At 38.9% G+C, this 15,606-nt stretch carries 21 protein-coding genes and 2 pseudogenes; 11 read left to right on the top strand and 12 right to left on the bottom strand.

All coding sequences use genetic code 11. From position 1 onward, the window contains the following. Window positions 1-609 precede the first annotated feature (609 nt). The 10 genes from HC246_RS19830 to HC246_RS19785 all read left to right on the top strand — a co-directional run bounded on the left by HC246_RS19830 (window position 610) and on the right by HC246_RS19785 (window position 6,409). Window positions 610-1,185, top strand: coding sequence for a YtxH domain-containing protein (locus HC246_RS19830; RefSeq protein ID WP_169365153.1), 576 nt, complete (start codon window positions 610-612; stop codon window positions 1,183-1,185). Between the two features lie 95 nt (window positions 1,186-1,280). Continuing rightward, window positions 1,281-1,529: a GlsB/YeaQ/YmgE family stress response membrane protein gene (locus HC246_RS19825; protein WP_169365152.1), complete on the top strand. Its 249-nt coding sequence runs from the start codon at window positions 1,281-1,283 to the stop codon at window positions 1,527-1,529. A gap of 87 nt (window positions 1,530-1,616) precedes the next feature. Continuing rightward, a complete protein-coding gene (locus HC246_RS19820; RefSeq protein WP_169365151.1) occupies window positions 1,617-2,117 on the top strand; it encodes a hypothetical protein in 501 nt (166 codons plus the stop codon). A gap of 232 nt (window positions 2,118-2,349) precedes the next feature. Beyond that, a complete protein-coding gene (locus HC246_RS19815) occupies window positions 2,350-3,387 on the top strand; it encodes a hemerythrin domain-containing protein (RefSeq protein ID WP_169365150.1) in 1,038 nt (345 codons plus the stop codon). A gap of 118 nt (window positions 3,388-3,505) precedes the next feature. Beyond that, window positions 3,506-4,276, top strand: coding sequence for a histidine kinase (locus tag HC246_RS19810; protein ID WP_169365149.1), 771 nt, complete (start codon window positions 3,506-3,508; stop codon window positions 4,274-4,276). Window positions 4,277-4,364: 88 nt separating this feature from the next. After that, window positions 4,365-4,535: a YqaE/Pmp3 family membrane protein gene (locus HC246_RS19805; RefSeq protein WP_169365148.1), complete on the top strand. Its 171-nt coding sequence runs from the start codon at window positions 4,365-4,367 to the stop codon at window positions 4,533-4,535. Window positions 4,536-4,618: 83 nt separating this feature from the next. After that, the gene (locus tag HC246_RS19800) at window positions 4,619-4,987 is read left to right on the top strand and encodes a phage holin family protein (protein WP_169365147.1); all 369 of its coding nucleotides are present in this window, start codon (window positions 4,619-4,621) and stop codon (window positions 4,985-4,987) included. Window positions 4,988-5,043: 56 nt separating this feature from the next. Beyond that, entirely contained in the window at window positions 5,044-5,475 is a 432-nt protein-coding gene (locus tag HC246_RS19795; protein ID WP_169365247.1) for a hypothetical protein, read from the top strand. A 36-nt stretch (window positions 5,476-5,511) separates the two neighbouring features. Then, window positions 5,512-5,802 (top strand): hypothetical protein, encoded by a 291-nt coding sequence (locus HC246_RS19790; protein WP_169365146.1) that lies wholly within the window; start codon window positions 5,512-5,514, stop codon window positions 5,800-5,802. A gap of 97 nt (window positions 5,803-5,899) precedes the next feature. Beyond that, complete coding sequence (locus tag HC246_RS19785) at window positions 5,900-6,409, top strand: hypothetical protein (RefSeq protein ID WP_169365145.1); 510 nt, start codon at window positions 5,900-5,902, stop codon at window positions 6,407-6,409. Window positions 6,410-6,593: 184 nt separating this feature from the next. On the opposite strand, the pseudogene HC246_RS19780 reads toward HC246_RS19785, so the two are convergent. Further along, window positions 6,594-7,264 (bottom strand): annotated as a pseudogene (locus HC246_RS19780) (IS1 family transposase); the annotation flags it as partial. 5 nt (window positions 7,265-7,269) lie between these two features. On the opposite strand from HC246_RS19780, the pseudogene HC246_RS19775 reads away from it, so the two are divergent. Then, window positions 7,270-7,670 (top strand): annotated as a pseudogene (locus HC246_RS19775) (ISKra4 family transposase); the annotation flags it as partial. Window positions 7,671-7,801: 131 nt separating this feature from the next. On the opposite strand, the gene HC246_RS19770 reads toward HC246_RS19775, so the two are convergent. The 11 genes from HC246_RS19770 to HC246_RS19720 form a co-directional block, all read right to left on the bottom strand. After that, window positions 7,802-8,509 (bottom strand): TMEM175 family protein, encoded by a 708-nt coding sequence (locus HC246_RS19770; protein ID WP_169365142.1) that lies wholly within the window; start codon window positions 8,507-8,509, stop codon window positions 7,802-7,804. A 92-nt stretch (window positions 8,510-8,601) separates the two neighbouring features. Continuing rightward, entirely contained in the window at window positions 8,602-10,248 is a 1,647-nt protein-coding gene (locus HC246_RS19765; protein WP_169365141.1) for a B12-binding domain-containing radical SAM protein, read from the bottom strand. A 113-nt stretch (window positions 10,249-10,361) separates the two neighbouring features. Next, entirely contained in the window at window positions 10,362-10,514 is a 153-nt protein-coding gene (locus HC246_RS27035; protein WP_169365140.1) for a lmo0937 family membrane protein, read from the bottom strand. Window positions 10,515-10,945: 431 nt separating this feature from the next. Then, on the bottom strand, window positions 10,946-11,332 hold the full coding sequence (locus HC246_RS19755) for a hypothetical protein (RefSeq protein WP_169365139.1): 387 nt from the start codon (window positions 11,330-11,332) through the stop codon (window positions 10,946-10,948). Window positions 11,333-11,439: 107 nt separating this feature from the next. After that, entirely contained in the window at window positions 11,440-11,835 is a 396-nt protein-coding gene (locus tag HC246_RS26510) for a CsbD family protein (RefSeq protein ID WP_169364650.1), read from the bottom strand. 99 nt (window positions 11,836-11,934) lie between these two features. Further along, window positions 11,935-12,117: a CsbD family protein gene (locus HC246_RS19745; protein WP_169365138.1), complete on the bottom strand. Its 183-nt coding sequence runs from the start codon at window positions 12,115-12,117 to the stop codon at window positions 11,935-11,937. A gap of 286 nt (window positions 12,118-12,403) precedes the next feature. Beyond that, the gene (locus tag HC246_RS19740; protein ID WP_225903053.1) at window positions 12,404-13,150 is read right to left on the bottom strand and encodes a sterol desaturase family protein; all 747 of its coding nucleotides are present in this window, start codon (window positions 13,148-13,150) and stop codon (window positions 12,404-12,406) included. 94 nt (window positions 13,151-13,244) lie between these two features. Next, window positions 13,245-13,733 (bottom strand): YggT family protein, encoded by a 489-nt coding sequence (locus HC246_RS19735; RefSeq protein ID WP_169365136.1) that lies wholly within the window; start codon window positions 13,731-13,733, stop codon window positions 13,245-13,247. Between the two features lie 66 nt (window positions 13,734-13,799). Beyond that, entirely contained in the window at window positions 13,800-14,153 is a 354-nt protein-coding gene (locus HC246_RS19730) for a DUF5335 family protein (protein WP_169365135.1), read from the bottom strand. A gap of 69 nt (window positions 14,154-14,222) precedes the next feature. Next, complete coding sequence (locus tag HC246_RS19725) at window positions 14,223-14,639, bottom strand: hypothetical protein (protein WP_169365134.1); 417 nt, start codon at window positions 14,637-14,639, stop codon at window positions 14,223-14,225. Window positions 14,640-14,891: 252 nt separating this feature from the next. After that, complete coding sequence (locus tag HC246_RS19720; protein WP_169365133.1) at window positions 14,892-15,593, bottom strand: DUF1345 domain-containing protein; 702 nt, start codon at window positions 15,591-15,593, stop codon at window positions 14,892-14,894. Window positions 15,594-15,606 lie beyond the last annotated feature (13 nt).

Genomic DNA, 15,606 nt, shown 5'->3' with positions numbered 1-15,606 from the left:
ACTTTATGTACAGTTGATATCTTTACACTTTAATGTGTTAAATCTTGTACCGTAAAACTGCTAAATATGAATGAATTGTATAAAATGATTTAAAATATTTTAAATCTTTACATTACAAATATTTTTACTATTAATATAAATATTTTTACTTATATAAACTAGAAAGATTTCAATAAATAGGACTCTTAATCACCTTATTAGAGCTACTAAAATGTTCCAGAATATGTTTTTTGAGCTACTTATGGTAATCCTAAATGGTCTGTGGAGCATAATCCTTTTGGCTGTACTTCCACAAACCCCAAAATCTACAACGCTTTAGCAATTATATATAAGTAGTTAGATATTATAAAAATTCAAAGTAAATCCCATATCACATTTACAGAATATGCGCTATAGTCTTTTAGATTTAATTGCGTTAAGTTACTTATTTAGTCAATAATTAAGTCAATTTAGTTATTAAGCAGTAACAATTGGATTTTATTATAAAGATTTATCTTGTTTTGGTGCAATTCATTCAATTTATACATTGCTTAAATATTAGATCGAACAATCACCTGATAGCTTAGATGTTGACTCGTGCAACTACACACAAAACATTAGGTGAAATAAATGAATTATATCTTCGACAAGGGCAAATCTAATCATTTTAATAGCCCAGTTACTGCGTTACTAGATGGTGTCAAGAAAGGACTTCTTTTTGCTTCGGGTTTTGCGCTAGTTATGATGTTGCAAGCGACTTTTTTTAGTTCTGGGGCGATCGCATCTCCTTTGGCTGGCTTGTTCGGCAACAAAGTTGAAGAGATCACCCAAGGTGTGAAGACTGACATGGCGATCGACAAAGCCGCAGGCATCACTAAGGAAATCGGGCGCGATCTTCGTGATGGTAGAACTGACAAGGTGATCGATAAACTTGCAGATACCTCTAAAGACTTTGCCAAAGAAGCAGGAAAACGTACCAAAGAATTGGCTAAAAACGTCAAGGAAGGCACTAAGGAAAATATTGGCAAGGCGAAGGAAGTTGCTAAAGATGCCAAAGACAAAATTGGTGATGGTGTTGATAAAGCCAAGGAAATGGCAAGCGATCGCACCAATGAAGTTAAGGATGGAGCCAAAGACTTGCCTGATAAAGCTGGCAGCAAAGTCGATGAAGCCATTGATTCTGTCAAAGACTTTTTAGGACAGTAAATGTAGTAAGCAAACAGTCATCACTTGTCGATCATTTGGCGATGACTGTTTGCTCATTCCCATCAATTTTAAATAGATAAACAGAGAAAAAATGTATGGAATTTATTTGGTTCATTTTAATTGGACTAGTGGCTGGCGCTTTGGCTGGTCAAATAGTTCGCGGTGGTGGCTTCGGTACTTTAGGCGATATTGTAGTTGGTATTGTCGGCGCATTATTAGGTGGCTTCCTATTTAACACCTTTGGTGTCTCTACAGGTGGAGGCTTAATCGGTAGCCTGTTTGTGGCAACTATTGGTGCAGTAGTGCTTCTATACGGTATTCGCTTAGTTAATAGAACTTCTTAATTATCCTTTTCCATTGGATTAAAAGAGAGTTTTCAAATTCAAGATTTTGTGCAAATCACTAATAGATTATTTAGAGGATAAATAACAATGACTAATAAAACTGTAAACCCTGATCAGCAAACCGATGCTAATCTCGATCCGCTTTCTGGAGAAACAGGAGCGCATCCTGTGGGAACAGGTGTGGGAGCCGCAGGTGCGGGAACTGCTGGTACAGTCATCGGTGGCGCAATTGGTGGTCCTGTTGGTGCAGTAGTTGGTGCGGTAATCGGCTCCGTAGTCGGTGGCTTAGCTGGCAAGAATGTGGCTGAGCAAGCTAATCCTACTTTTGAAGACAATGATTGGCAGGAGACTTATACTTCTAGTTCCTATTCTGAGCAAGATAAAACCTACGAAGACTATCAACCAGCCTATCGTACTGGCTATGAAGGCTACGATCGCTATGGTCACAGTGGTCGGACTTACAACGAAGTTGAGACGGATTTGCAGCGTGATTATCAAGCAAATCAGACTGGAAGTTTACCTTGGGAACAAGCTAAACATGCGGTAAAAGATGCTTGGGATCGTGCTTCTACGGCAATTCGTCGTTAAATCACAGGAGTAATTGATTTTTGTGGTTTAGCAGTGAATTGCCGCGACATCAAAAATCTAGTTCCCTACTAATTTGGAATAGAAACAAAGTGTAATAGAGATTCCGTTCCATTACACTTTGTTTCATAGTAAAGCAAATCCATCAAATCGTTCAAGTAGTTGGACATTCCAACGTCATGATTTCTATACAGAGAAGTAATTGTCTCTGAACTATACATAAGGATTAACGTCAATGTCAGTAACACTCGAAAATAACAAACGTACTGCGATCGCAGTCAAATTGGCAGACATGAAAGCCACTCAGAACTTGCTTATTGCCAATGAGAAAAGTTTAATCTCTGCTTGTCCAGATCGAGAAATCACTAATCGTTTAGAAGGTTTTCTCAGAGATGATCAGAAGAATTTGGATATCATCGACACAGTGATTGTTCAGTATGGAATTAAAGCTGAGCCAAATCCATCCATGCAAAAAGAGTTTGAAGATCTTGGAAAGATGATGCAAGACTCGGATCTAACTTTGTTTGAAAAGGTTGCCAAGCACGAAATTCTCAAACATACTCAAGCAATGGCAGGAGTTCTCGTTCACAAGGCTGGGCAAGTGGTTGGTGCAGATATCGCTGTAGCGATCGCCCCTCTGAATACGGTTAACTTTGAAAATCGTGGACATGAGGAACAACTGAAGGGCATTATGGAATCCCTCAGCACGATGGAGCTAACTGGCAAGCCTTCCGACAGTGGGCTGTGGTCAAGGGTACAAGACACGATCGCGGCTTTGAGTGGTATTGCTGGCAGCCTGATCAGTCGTACTGACCATGAGATCAATATCTGTGATTTGATTCATCTCGATCACGTCAAGGTATATTCTCTGTTCTCTCAGATTAAAGCCACCGATGATCCTCAAAAGCTAGAGGAGTATTTTGGTCAAGTCTACCAAGATTTAAGCGCCCACTCTGATGCTGAGGAGCAGGTTATCTATCCAGTTGTGCGTCCTTACTTCAATGACGTTCAGAAGCTTTATAACGAACAAGCGGAAATGAAGCAAACGCTTGAACAGATCAAAGCGATGAACTCTGACGACACAGTAGCGTTTAAAGCTGCGGTAGAGATTCTCGCGATGGCTGTAAACGACCATGTGCTAGAAGAGGAGAATGAGATGTTTCCTCGTATTCGCAGTAGTTTTGGTGACGATCAACAGAAACAACTGGCGACAGATTTTAAAACTGCCAAAAGCAAGATTCAAGATCAGCGACTAGCAGCAGTTTCTGAATAGATTTTCTAGGACTTGCGCCGTCCCATCAGGATGGGGTGCGAGTCCTAGAAAATCTGTAATTGCTCAAACTGAGATCAGACAAAACTTCAATACCATCTATAAACTGGAAAAATTAACTATGTCTAACCTAGTTAAAGACAAGATTAAAATCAATCTTGACAGAGCCAAGAGTCAAGGCAAGATTAGAGCCGAACATATTCGAGAAATCGTCAAAGATGCAGTTGTCCAAACTGTTGCTGAGTTAAAAGAAGGCTCAGGTGAAATTGGCTTGATTGTCAAAGATGCTATCTCTACGGTAATTGCTGATTTAAAAGGTGATTTAAAGGGAAGTGACAAGGAAAACTCTGAAAAAATTACTGCTTCTATTGAAGGTGCGATCGCAGGCAGTACTCACCAGCGTCAACAGGCGATCGCCGAGCGTCGAGAAAGACTACTGGCGATTCAAACTCAGTTAGATGAACAGCAGGAGGAACTGGATCGTGAATCCAGTGCAATCATGATGGATATCAAAGCAGTAGAATTGACTGACCCTAATTCTGAAGAAATTCATCTAGCAGTCAATACCTATCAAGAGCATCACGAGTTGGGGGTTTTGCAAGAGCAGTACATCAAACTCAAGGCTCAACTTGCCGTTCTAGATGAGAAGTTGGCAGATCGTTATGGCGATCGCTATCAAGAGATTAAGCAGCAATGGGAAAAAGCTAAAACTTGGTATGACCAGAAAAAAGTTGAAGCTAAAGCTAGTCGAGTCATTCCTTTACAACAAAAACAGGCTGAAATTGACGAGAATCTAGGCGAACTTGGTTCAGTAGTCGCTCGTAAAGAAGAACAAATTAAGCAAGGTCTAAAAGCAATTTGGGAAAGTAAAAATTCCGCCACTAAGCGCTAATTTCACAATCATACATCGGGAGATTTGATACAGACAAAGCCCGCATCAAATCCAAAAAAACAGTAAATTCCTTAAAGACTAATCAACTATGAAACTAATTCTAGGCATTCTTCTTCCACCTCTTGGCGTTTTTCTGGCTTACGGATTTAGTACCACTCTATTAATCAATATTGGACTAACCCTATTAGGGTGGATTCCTGGCATTATTCACGCTGTTTGGGCGATCTCTAAACAGCAAGAGAAGCAGTCAAGTAATTAGATTTATTTGATTTGCTCGTTGGAATACCGCTTCGTATTTTTCACTCTCTCATTTCATCAAAAATTACTATTAGGCTAAAAGATATGATTGGCTACTTTCTGACCGTATTAGCGACAGCTTTAGGGCTTCTCGTTGTTGATACATTTGTTCCTGGTGTAGACATTGCCAACTTCCCTGCGGCTCTGCTAGCAGCAGTCGTCATTGGTTTTGTCAATGCCTTCATTAGACCAGTTTTGCAGGTTTTATCTCTCCCCCTTACCTTTCTTACTCTAGGATTATTTTCCTTCGTCCTGAATGGAATATTGCTATGGATTGCCTCAATTATTGTTCCGGGATTTACGATGAATGGTTTCTTGGCATTTATCCTAGCCCCTATCGTTCTATCTTTTTGTAGTACTTTCCTAAACAAATACTTTGCTGAGAAAGGAGTTGGTCGTCAAGAGAAAAGATAAACAGCATAAAGTACTGCCCATCCTCTTACGATTACCGAAAACTAATGGACAATCAGATGAATTTCTTGCGCTACGCTCGAACCACAATAGTAGCGATCGCGCTAATGTTGGTTTTGACTTTTACAACTGCTTGTGGATCTCCTCAGTCTTCTAGTCCAGTAAAGCTCAATCAGAGTTCAAATTACAGTCAGATAGCGCGAGGCAACTCCGCTACAGGACAAGATTTCGGAAATTGGGTGATGCAAACTAGTAAAGGCTTAATTAAGGATGCCTATGTGCGCGATGGTAATAAATTAGGGGTTGTAATTTCATCTCAAGTTCTACCTACAGATGTAAAGTCTTTAACTCAATCACTAACCCAAGGCTTTCGGAATACTTTCCCAAATCAAGATTTAACCGTTTTGATCTATGCACCTGACAAAAAATTGATTTTAACGGCTCGATACGATTATCAGTCTAAACAAATTGATTATCAACAAGCAAGTTAATTCAGCTCGATCTACCAGATCTTTATTGAGATAACCATGAGTAATCAAACCCTAAAAATTGCCAGCTTCGATGATAGTTACTGGCGACAGAATCATAGTTCTCGTCCGTATATTGAGAAAGGAGCTAATTATGAAGACTATCAACTTGCCTATCATACAGGACATGAAGGTTGCGATCGATATTTTGGCAAGAGCTTTGATGAAGCAGAAACTGAACTCAAGCGAGATTATGAAGCTCTCTTAGCCCAAAAAAGTGGCACAGGACTAGCTTGGGATAAAGTCAAAGACGCAGTTCGTGATGCTTGGGATCAGGCAGGAACTACTTGAAAATCCTTTCAGGCAGTCCTATGCAGTGCCAAGTGCCAACTAGGGATACTTAATTAATCACATAATCTATTTATTTTTAATGGAGTTCCAAATAGCTATGCCAAATACTAGCGATGAATATAAGCGTCAAGTTATGAAAGATTTAGCGGGAGGGAATAAAGAACCTCTACCCGATAATTCAGAAAATTTTGCAGATTTTGACAATTTTGCTCAAAGGTCTTCACGAGAGGAACGTCGTAATTTATTTAGTGATTTCTTTCAGCCCGATCGTATTTCCTCAGCACAAATGGAACCAGAATTGCAGCAAGCACTTGCAAAAATTCAACCAAGTCAGCGAGATGACGTAGCGAGAGAGTTATTTAGCCAGCTTAAAAAGAGAGGACTAGGTAATCGAGAACTAGAGAAACAACTAGGCTTATCTAGTCACGATCCTAGCCGCATGAACCCTGATGATGTCGCCAAATTAGCAGGGTTTGCGTATCATTCACGTCCTGACATTTTTCATGAAGTTTTAGCCGATCAACCTGCATTGGTCAAGTTTCTCAGCAATCCTCTTGTGGGCGCAGTTGTAGGTGCGATCGCCTCAAAATGGATCGGTCGTAAATGAATCACTCAATGCAAAATGAAAATATCAATTGCATTATCTCGATAGTCTCTAGTGCTGCCTTGAGGGACTAGAGGCTATAAGGGAGGTTATCGATAATCTCTCTCGCAAAGAATGTGTTAACGGTCGTAGTGATCGCGTCGGGTGTTGTTAGAAGAATTATTATTCCGTTGATAATTTGGTAGTCCTAAAAAGGAAAGGATGAACATAGAGGGAGAAAATCATTGTAGTGATGGATAAAATTCCAAATAGCACCAATATGATTTTCAACTTTTTAGAAAAAGCCAGAGTTTTCCTAACCAGACGCGATACTCTTTGCCTGAGGGTGCAATTAAACCTTTCAATATAGCTAGTTTTACCCGTTTCTTTACCCACAGCCCGATGGCGCTTACTTGGGAGAACAGTCGGATAAGCAGACCAGAAATCGGTATAACAGACAGCACACTGTCGATAGACGGCAGGTAGAGAATCCCATAACTTTTGAGCCGACGCATCAGAGTGCTCGCCAATATAACAACCAACTATTTCACGAGTCTCAACATCAAGCTCTAACCATACCCACAATTGATTGTCTGTGTTATCAACAAATGACCATAATTCGTACATCTGTACAGTCAGACGACGTTTAGGTTTGGGTTGAACTTGCACCTCATGAGAAATGTCTTGATATTTGTGATTAACATAACTCTGTAACCAACGTTCTGACAATTTCAGAACTCGTGTTATCCCTGCTAATGGGATTTTTTCCAATAGCTGTCACTTTGGCAGAGATTGCATAGGTTAAATACGTTCTAACAATCTTTGCCATTGAGGATTTTCAACAAATTGACGACCACAGTCTCGACACTTGTAATTCTGTGCAAAGGTTTGAAATACTCGACTGGTATCATCTGAAAGAACATCTTTACAATGTTAGCGGTTCTTTGCGTCGTCTAGCCAAGGCTGAAGATTGGCTCTGGCAAGGCAATGTTGAGCAGGCGGTTGTCTTATTTGCGGGTTGTAAATTCAAACGCGCTATTAATTTTCTGGCTTATTTACGCAATCACCGTCATCGTATGCCTGAGTATGGTTATCTACAGAAACAGGGGCTAACCATTGGTTCAGGCGGCGCGTTGAATCGACGATTAAGCAGATTGGTCGTCGCCTCAAGATTTCTGGCGCTCAGTGGAATAAGTCCAATGTTGCTCAAGTTTTGAAACATCGCTGCGTTTATCTTAATGGTTACTTCTATTCTCCTAAGTGTTTTTACTCAGCGCCTAATTGAGATGCTCCCTATTATCCTGATTTGCTCAAATCTCTTGACGACGCTTTTAATAGTCTTTCTCTTGCTGATTCTCATTTTTGGTTTACTCATTCTTGCTACTGTACCTCTCTAGATTAATATTTGCTATAGTACTACTCTTTGAGGATTACTTCTGGCTGATTAAATTCATGGGATTGATGGAAGATGGCATTCATTCTCAATGCACCTGCAAGAGTAGCTAAGCTATAAATTGCGATACTCACAGGAATGCTGTAGAACGAAGCTTCAATCCCGATCGCATAGCTTACAGCGACCAACAAAAATGTTTTTTGGATAGAGCGGACTAATTTTCGGTTGAGGGTTTCATCGATTAAACGATTTTTGCGAGTTACATACTCCCAATCAAAATATTGAATTAATCCTGTAACGAAAAGGTTAATTCCATAAAAGGTAGTAGCAGATGGATGAGAAAGATTTTCGCCTAATAGTGATGCTGCAAAAGGGATCAAGGAGATAGACATCAAAAATAGCAGGTTTAGCCAAATATGCGTGCGATCAGATCGAGCAACATAATGGGATACCATTTGATGCTCAAACCACAATAGTCCTAGAATTGTAAAACTCAGAAAGTAAGTAAAAAATTTAGGGATTAGTGTAATTAGTTTCTGAATCAGTTCCGCATCTGACTCCACATGAAATGTCTTAATGTCTAATATTAATAGTGTTAAAGCGATCGCAAAAAAAGCATCAACTAAAGCATCGATACGATGATTGCTAATATCGGTATTTTCAGGCTCTGAAGAAATTCGATTCCTTACGCCTCTAAGTAAATTGACAAAGCGGAATGGAGGAAAGCGCATTTCTATCACTATGAAATATTGCAGCAATTATCGATCAAATGAACCTCAAAAGATTGTAAAAGTGTTGCAAAGCAACACTTTTACAAAATCTCTTAATTTTGGTTTGAGCGCGAAGCGCTGTAAGAGAATGTTTGAGAAATTTTTGACTCAATTACAGATTCCTCTGAGCGCTGCTTTACATTCTCACGTAGCCCTGAAACGATTAACGGGTCGTAGCCTAACTGTTCAGTAATACGTTTTCTAGCGAGAACGCGATACTCCCAGAAATGCTCACCCGTCAAGCATAGAAATAAATATATATTTAAAGCTTGAGGCTTCTTGAGTAAAATCTGCCATAGCTGTTGCCAAAACTGTCCGCGAATTTCAGGACGACGGATGCCTTGATGCCAAATTAACTGGGCTACCACGTGCAATCCTTTGCCTAGTGGTAGTTTCATCGTCTGTTCATTAGTTGAGGTGCTGATGTTCAAACATTGCTGAAAACTTCGCCGCAGATACTTTGCAGGCTCATACATCATCCAAAATCCTTCCACATATTCTTTCGCAACTTCCGCGATCGCCCTAGTAGGAATAAAATTCATCAGGGCATTTTGATCTCCCGTCGCTGTGGTATGCATCTCTTCAACAAGACGATGTTCTCGCTGGAGACGGCTCCACAGGGCTGTATTCGGCAATGCTTGCAAGATCCCTAACATTGGCTGCGGAATATGTGTTTCTTCTACAAATGCTTGAATGCGATCACCTGCACCAGTACGTTCACCGTCAAAACCGAGGATAAACCCTGCATAGATTAATAGCCCTGCTTGATTGATTTTAGAACAGGCTTCTACGAGAGAGTTACGGGTGTTTTGAACTTTTTGGGTGACATGTAAACTATCATGATCGGGAGTCTCGATGCCTAGAAACACTGCATAGAAATGGGCAGCGATCATTAGTTGCAGTAGTTCATCATCCTCAGCAAGATTAACTGAGGCTTCAGTAATAAAGGTAAAGGGATAATTGTGCTGTTCCATCCAAGGAATCAGTTCTCGCAAAAATCGCTTAACATTGCGCTGATTGCCAATGAAATTATCATCAACAATGAATAGAGAACCTCGCCAGCCTAGATCGTAGAGAGTTTGTAGTTCAGCTAAAGTTTGGCTTGGCTCTTTAGTGCGGGGTTTACGACCATAAAGAGTGATGATGTCACAAAATTCACAATTAAAGGGACAACCTCGTGAAAACTGAATTGCCATCATAAAATATGCTGACATTTGGAGCAGATCGAAGCGCGGTATCGGGCTGGTCGTAACATCAGGCTTGTCAATAGAACGAAAGATTCCTGCTGTTTTACCTTGGGCTAATGCTTCGAGAAACTTTGGTACTGTTAGTTCTCCTTCATCGAGAATGAGATAATCTGCTCCAGACTCTAGAGCATCTTGGGGAACCGATGTCGGATAAGGTCCACCTACAGCCACTTTTTTGCCTAATCGTACAGCTTTTTGAATTAGGGCATGGAAGTCTGGTTTCTGTACTAGCATTGCTGAGAGAATCACTAGATCGCACCAATCCCAATCGGCATCTGTCTCTAAACTGACATTGCGATCGCAAAATCGAATTTCCCAGTCTGGAGGCAATAATGCAGCAACAGTAATAATGCCCAATGGGGGGATTACGGATTTGAGTCCAGCCATTTTCATAGGGCGATCATAAGACCAAAATGATTGCGGAAATAGAGGATAGAGCAACAATGCTTTCATCGCAGTTCTCCAACAAGTTAATTTTGAGTGATCAATTTAGAAATGAATATTGCGAAGGATTTAGACACTAATTATTTCGCAAAGATACCACTATATTATTCATTTAATATTTATTATATACGTCGTCCCACAAATATGTTGTAGACAATGCCAATCACAGCTAGAACTAAAAGCAGATGGATTAAGCCACCACCAATGTTAACTGAAAAACCTAATGCCCATAGAATAATCAGTATGACAACGCCAGTCCAAATTAAATTTAACATATATTTTTTATTGATTTACAATACAAGGTGGTTATTTATCTATTTATTACTTTGATGTTGTTCCTTCTATTACAAAAACTGTAATAATTGATAAAGTTAATATACTCAGAATACTAATTAAGCAAACACTAAGCAAGATTAAATTCAACATATAGTATTCCTAATTCTATTTGTGAGATTACTGACTTTTATACTTTGAGATGTAATATTACAAACTATTAAGAATTGCTATTGTTAATTTAAATACTAAAACCAAAAGATAGAAGGGATTGGCAAATTCAAATATTAATTTAGCTGAAAACATTACTGTGTAGGTATTTGGGCCAAGTTTCCAATAAATTACCAGTTAATGCTTAAAGCCTTTGAAGATAGGGCTAATCAGCAGATTAACAACTATTTTACAAATGCCTTCTAATATTATCGTCAACTTACTATAAAATTTTTGCTGAAATCTGGCGCTCCGTCATTTTATCGATTGTCTCAATACCAACAATGCGATCTCCTAGTTTATTCATTTCAAGACGATATCTTAGTTCATCTTTTGCTGTGTTCGAGCCAAATATGAGGATAGAGTTTGCATCACAGATACTTGCAATAATCTCGTCATAATAAATGTTAATTTGCTCCTGAAATATTCTCTGGGAAAGATAATTTACTGGTATTTGAAGCGAACTATAATTACCCTTAAAAGTTGAATTAATAAAAGATTGAGGATATTGCTCGGATACTAAAACTACTTTTTTGATCTCTTCCCATTTTTCTTTAACAGACACAATAATCGCTTTTCTATGGTCAATCCATAGACCAACTTTACTCATCTTCACATTTCCTTTATTTATTGTTGCTACTAAAGAGTTTTATAAAGTGTCAAACATCGCGGTTTCTAATCAAGTCATTTTTGACAACTTACAAACCGCAATATTATTTACTTAAAGGTGTCACTGATTTGACTTTCTAAATCTTCCGTTGTTTCACGGGCAAGGTTTTCTGTTGGGTCACTTTCACCACTAGGTTTATAGTTGGGATTGACAAAACTATTGTTCATCCCTTCCAAAGTTTTAGCTTTAAATTGCTTCTCTTTTCCAGTAGATTCTGTTTCCTGATTACCTGTCAGTTTGCCAAGAGCTTCTTGAGCTTTACTTTCAATATCTTTGGCTGTATTGTCTTGACTTGTAGTTGCGATATACTGTGTTTGACTGACGATTGGAGTGAATGCAATTGCCGCCAAACCAGCTCCAGTTCCTACAACCATAATAGCTGAAAGAAATATAGCTAAACCAATGTTGACCAAAAGACTGCGAATTTGTTTAAGTAAACCCATATTTTTTATTCCAAATTAATTGCAAAAAGTAAATTTGATGAATTCCAGATTCTTGACTATAGAGTCAATTTATAAATCACCTCTATGACTCCAAAACTATTAGTCAATAGCCTTTTTGACTTCATCTTTAACATCTTCAGTAGCATGACGAACTTTCGCCTCAGCTTGTTTTTCCTTACCTTTTACTTGAGCGTTAGTATCACCAGTTAGGTCACCTACTGATTCTTGGATTTTCCCTTCGACATTTTTGGCAGTTGCCTTAGCTCTATTTTCTAAACTCATAATATGTTCTCCTGATTAAAGTTGAGGAATATTCTTTTAGAGTTGAGTCCGTAATTCTGGACTTCTGTGATTACTATGACAAGCAGATATTTGACTTTCTGCATGAATTGATTAAATTGATTGAATACGATACAAATTGTATAAAAATCGCAAAGCAGTCTGGGGCTGGCACGGGGGCGCAGCCCCTACAAGATATAAAAAATTTACAGGTAGGGGCAATCCCCCCGTGGTTGCCCTGCTTCGCTAGCAGCAAGAGATTTATCATCTGCGTTCCACGTAACATCAGTTACTCATTTAATTTCTTCGTAAAATTGGAATCTTCAGTACCGAGCAATTTATCCCAAAAAGTGAAATAAAGCCCATAGTGTCGATTGTACTTAAGATGATGAATAGAATGATGATCGGGCCCAATAAACCACTTACCCAGCCAATGATGAGGGAAGGATAGGGGAAGTCGATCCATTCCTAAATGGTTTAATACAGCCCAAACTGTCATTGTCGTTAGCACTGCTATCATAGTGATGAAATGCAGTGGCAGAATAAAAACAATACTCATGAGAAAGAGAGAACTGACGATCGCTTCTAGCGGATCAAAGGCAAATGAAGTCCAAGGGGTGGGATGGTGAGATCGGTGGTGTCCTTGATGCACCCAATGAAAAAGTGATGGGTGATGAAATAAACGATGGGTAAAATAAAAATAGGTATCCTGAAGAATCAAAACTACGACGTAGCTTATACCCAAATACCAAAGACCATACTGTTGAGGATCGCTGTATAGGCGGGTAATCCCCAAACTATAGCTCGATAAAATTAAGGCTGAAGCGATCGCAAATACTGCTGCCGAAAGCACCGAGAGTTTAATATCGTTTTGAATTAATTTTTTGTCAGGGAGCTGTCTTAGATCGGGTTCTGAGAATGATTGGCGAAATGGTGCATAAAAGAATAGGTACATCCCCCCTGCCACTAGAAAATATCTAACGAGAATAATGCCAAATAGGGCAATACCATAGAAACCAAATGAGTGATCTAGCAATTTAGTCTCCTTATATAACATTTTTTACCCACAAAACCAGAAGATGGATGGTGGCACAAAGCGCCGCCATCCATCTTCTGAAAACAAGACTTGCTTATACTCTATTGTAGAAAATGAATCTTACTAGGGACACAACAAGGTAACTCAAGAGTGCATAGGCAATAATCGCAATCACAATATTCACATCAAAGATATTTGCACCTTTATCTGAAGTGGGACTAATGAATAGGGTGGAAAATGGTGCTATAAAGGGAGCCGATAAATTATTAATCAATCGCGCAAATTCATTTTGAGGATTAGCGCCAAATAGACGAAGTGCAAACCTTAGTCCTAGCAAGATTTCCAGTAATCCTCCTAGCCAATAAATGCTATTCACTATCCAGATATAGGTATTACTTCGCTGAGCGGCTCCTAAGCGTTGCTCTTCTTGTCGAAGCCGAAAGGTTTCTTCATCCTGTAGTAAGTCTTGACGACGCTCCAGATTATTTTCATCACCTTTATTCAGTGGCGTAAGGCGAGAAGCACGTGAAAGTAAGTCTTGCCGACGCTTCAGATTATTCTCATCACTCTGATTATCATTCATTTTTAATACCTTGAATTTTTGATAGTGGTTAAACCCTTTTACACAGTGTTTGATTTCAATTTAATTTCAATCAGCGTGTAATTTAATCAGAGTCTTTCTTCCCGTATTATCGATAATACACATTGCGACAATTTCACCATTTGTGTTCTGTCCTGTCGAAACCTCTACAGGAGAATCAATGGTATGACCATAGGTCATTTGATCTTGACCCACTTCGATCGCTAAATTATCTCCCTTGTCAGGGCGATCGTAAATCATTGCTAGTAAAGGTGCGTTACTAATCAGTTTGTAATCACCTATCTCTTCATCAATGGTTTCCATTGAAATATGTCGTCCACGATTATTAGTGGAAAACCGATCAAAAAATTCTCCCCATTCCTCGCCTGATACAGATTGGCTGAGATCAATTTTATTCATCATAGGATTCTCTCAAAAATTGGTTAGGAGTTGAAATTGATTTGTGATTCGCAAAGCCAAAATTGAAAATGGTTATGATTTGTTAGCAGCGTCAGCATCAAGTCTGCTAGAAATTGCAGCTAAGGTCGCTTCTTCGGCTTCTTCCATTGTTGCCATTGCCAAGTAGATCATATTTGAGGCATATTCTTCTGCTTTATCAGCCCGATTTTCCAGATTTTTGACTTCGTGACTTGTTTTCCATTCTTCAATATTTGACTTCAACTCAGATTCTTGTTCTGCAAACTGCGTTTGCAACTTTGTGCGATACTCATCAAATTCATGCTTTTTCGCACTTAAGTTTGTTCTTATTTCTACGAGAGAAGATTGGATTTCTGATTGTGTCTTTTTAGTTGAAGACTGAATATTCTCTTTCAGAGACTTGGCTCGATCTTCAAGCACTTGTAAATTATCAAAAAACTGTTTACTCAAAGTCTCAGTTGCATTACTCATGATGGGATTCCTCTATATAAATAACTGATTCTTACTAAGTAGCTAGGTGTAATTAAAAACCAGAACCAAAACCTGTGGCGCACGCTGCGCGTGCGCCACAGGTTTTGGAATTTTATATTTAATTGCACCCAGCTACTTAGTTAGATAGAAAATGATTTTTACACCCCATTGTTTGAAATCATGTTTGCATACTGTATAAATTGTATGATTTGTATTAGAAGTTTATAAATCATTACAATAAGAACTAATAGGTTACTGAATTAAGCCAGCAATAATGTTAATACTCATTGCTACAATAGCAGTGTTAAAGAAAAAAGAAAGAATACTATGGAACAAAGATAATCTCCTTAGCGATCGCGAAGTGATCTGTACATCAGAAACTTGACTAGTCATGCCAATAACAAACGAGAAGTATAGAAAATCCCAATAGTCGGGTTCAATATCGTCAGGGAAATCTAGTCCACCTGCTTTGGTATCACAATGTATTTGATGATCTTGATAATATTCATGGGCATAGTGCATCGCGAAAATTGTATGGACGAGTAACCATGAACCAATAATTGTAATCACTGCCAGAATTACATGAGGAATGACAATATTGATATCTTGCCCTTTGGCTTCTCTCAAAATGAAAGCGATCGCTAATATGCTGGCACAAGCTGCCGCCGTAATTAAGCTCAAAATTACTAAACGTCCCTCATCTTGGCTTTGAGCATTCCGACGCATGGTTTTAGGTTTTGCTTGGAACATTAATGTCCAAGTTGCTAATAAAAAGCTAATCATCCCTGCATTCCATATACAGAGAATACGGGTAGATATACTAAACCAGTTAGGCAAGAAAATTGCGACAATTATAGCAACGAGACTGGATAAAATTAGGCGCGATCGCACTCTCCATTGATGAGAAAGTTTATTTTTGACCAAAGCTTTTTGAGATTTATTCGGTAAGGTCATTGTCAATCCAATT

This window comes from Pseudanabaena yagii GIHE-NHR1 (assembly GCF_012863495.1).
In the GTDB taxonomy this organism is placed as follows: Bacteria; Cyanobacteriota; Cyanobacteriia; order Pseudanabaenales; family Pseudanabaenaceae; genus Pseudanabaena; species Pseudanabaena yagii.
Note: the sequence above shows the minus strand (reverse complement) of the source record. Positions and strands in the feature narration are given on the sequence as shown.